General features: G+C 75.6%; 1 protein-coding gene. It reads left to right on the forward strand.

Going from position 1 to position 1,416, the window contains the following annotated elements; all coding sequences use genetic code 11:
- Positions 1–1,341: cellulose biosynthesis cyclic di-GMP-binding regulatory protein BcsB (locus HW578_RS26565; protein WP_198373698.1), on the forward strand; the 1,341-nt coding region annotated here is incomplete at its 5' end.
- Between the last annotated feature and the right edge of the window lie 75 nt (positions 1,342–1,416).

Here is a 1,416-nt window from a genome sequence, read left to right on the forward strand (position 1 = left end):
CTGGCGCCGCAGCTGCTGTCCGGGCAGCTCGCCACCGTGAGCACGCCGCGCGCGCCGCAGCGCCGCCCCTACGAGGCGCCGCGCTGGCTGCCGCCCGACCGCCCGGTGGCGCTGGGCGAGCTGGTGGACCGCGGCGAGTTGCAGGTGCAGGGCTTCGCGCCGGGGCCGATCACCGTGCCACTGCGCACCGCGCCCGACCTGGCCACCTGGCGGCGCCACGGCTTCCCGCTCTCGCTCAGCCTGCGCGCGCCGCCGGGGCCGGTGCTGGACGTGCAGACCTCGCGGCTCGATGTCTCGGTCAGCGGCACCTTCCTGCGCGCCCTTCCGCTGCGCGAACAGGAAAGCTGGCCGCTGTCCTGGCTGCTGCGCCAGGCCGGCGCCGTGCCCGGCCCGCGCGAGGCCACGGTGCCGATCCCGCCCTGGCTGGTATCCGGCCGCAACGAATTGCAGCTGCGCTTCGACATGCGCCCGCTGCACCGCGGCGACTGCGTGGCCATCCCGGCCGAGGTGCAGGCCTCGATCGACCCGGTCAGCACCATCGACATCAGCCGCGCGCATCGCTTCGCGACGATGCCGAACCTCGCCTTCCTGGCGAGCGCGGGCTTCCCCTTCACGCGCCTCGCGGACCTGTCGGAGACCGCGGTGGTGATGCCCGACCGGCCTGGCCCGGTCGAGGTCAGCGCCTTCCTCGGCATGATCGGGGGGCTTGCATTCATCGTGGGCGTGCCGGCCACGGGGCTTGCCGTGGTCCGCCCGGCCCAACTCGCCCAGGTGGCGCAGCGCGACCTGATCGTGATCGGCACGCTGGCCGGGCAGGCGGCGCTGCCGCAGCTGCTGCGCGAAATGCCGCTGCGCATCGAGGATGGCGGGCGGCTCTCCATCGCCCTGCCGCACCGGCTGGAAGGCTTCGCGCGGCTGGTCGCCGGCAGCCCCCCGCCGGCCGACCGGGCCCGCGCGGCAACCTTGCTGTCCTCGCCGGCCGAAGGGCTCGGCTTCGTCGCCGGGGCGGAATCGCCGCTGACGCCGGGGCGGTCGGTGGTGGCGGTGGCCGCGCCGACCCCGTCGGGGGTGGAGGCGATCGCCGAGATGCTGCGCGACCCGGCGCGCATTCCACGCGTACAGGGCGACCTGGTGCTGCTGTCGGGCGGCACGCTCGATGCCTTCCGAATCGCCCCGACCTACGACGTCGGAACCCTGCCCTTCTGGCTCTGGCCGAACCACTACCTGGGCGCGCGGCCGTGGCTGGTGCTGGGGCTGATGCTGGGCGGGGCGCTGCTGATCGCGCTGCCGCTGCGCGCGGCACTGCGACGGCGCGCCGTGCAGCGGCTGAGGGGACATTGACCATGAACCGCAATCCGGGCGCGCGCGCCGCCGCGCCGCGCCGCATCGCGCGCATCGGCGCGGCGCTGGTCGGCG

It is taken from the genome of Roseomonas rosulenta (genome assembly GCF_016106005.1).
Lineage (GTDB): Bacteria > Pseudomonadota > Alphaproteobacteria > Acetobacterales > Acetobacteraceae > Neoroseomonas > Neoroseomonas rosulenta.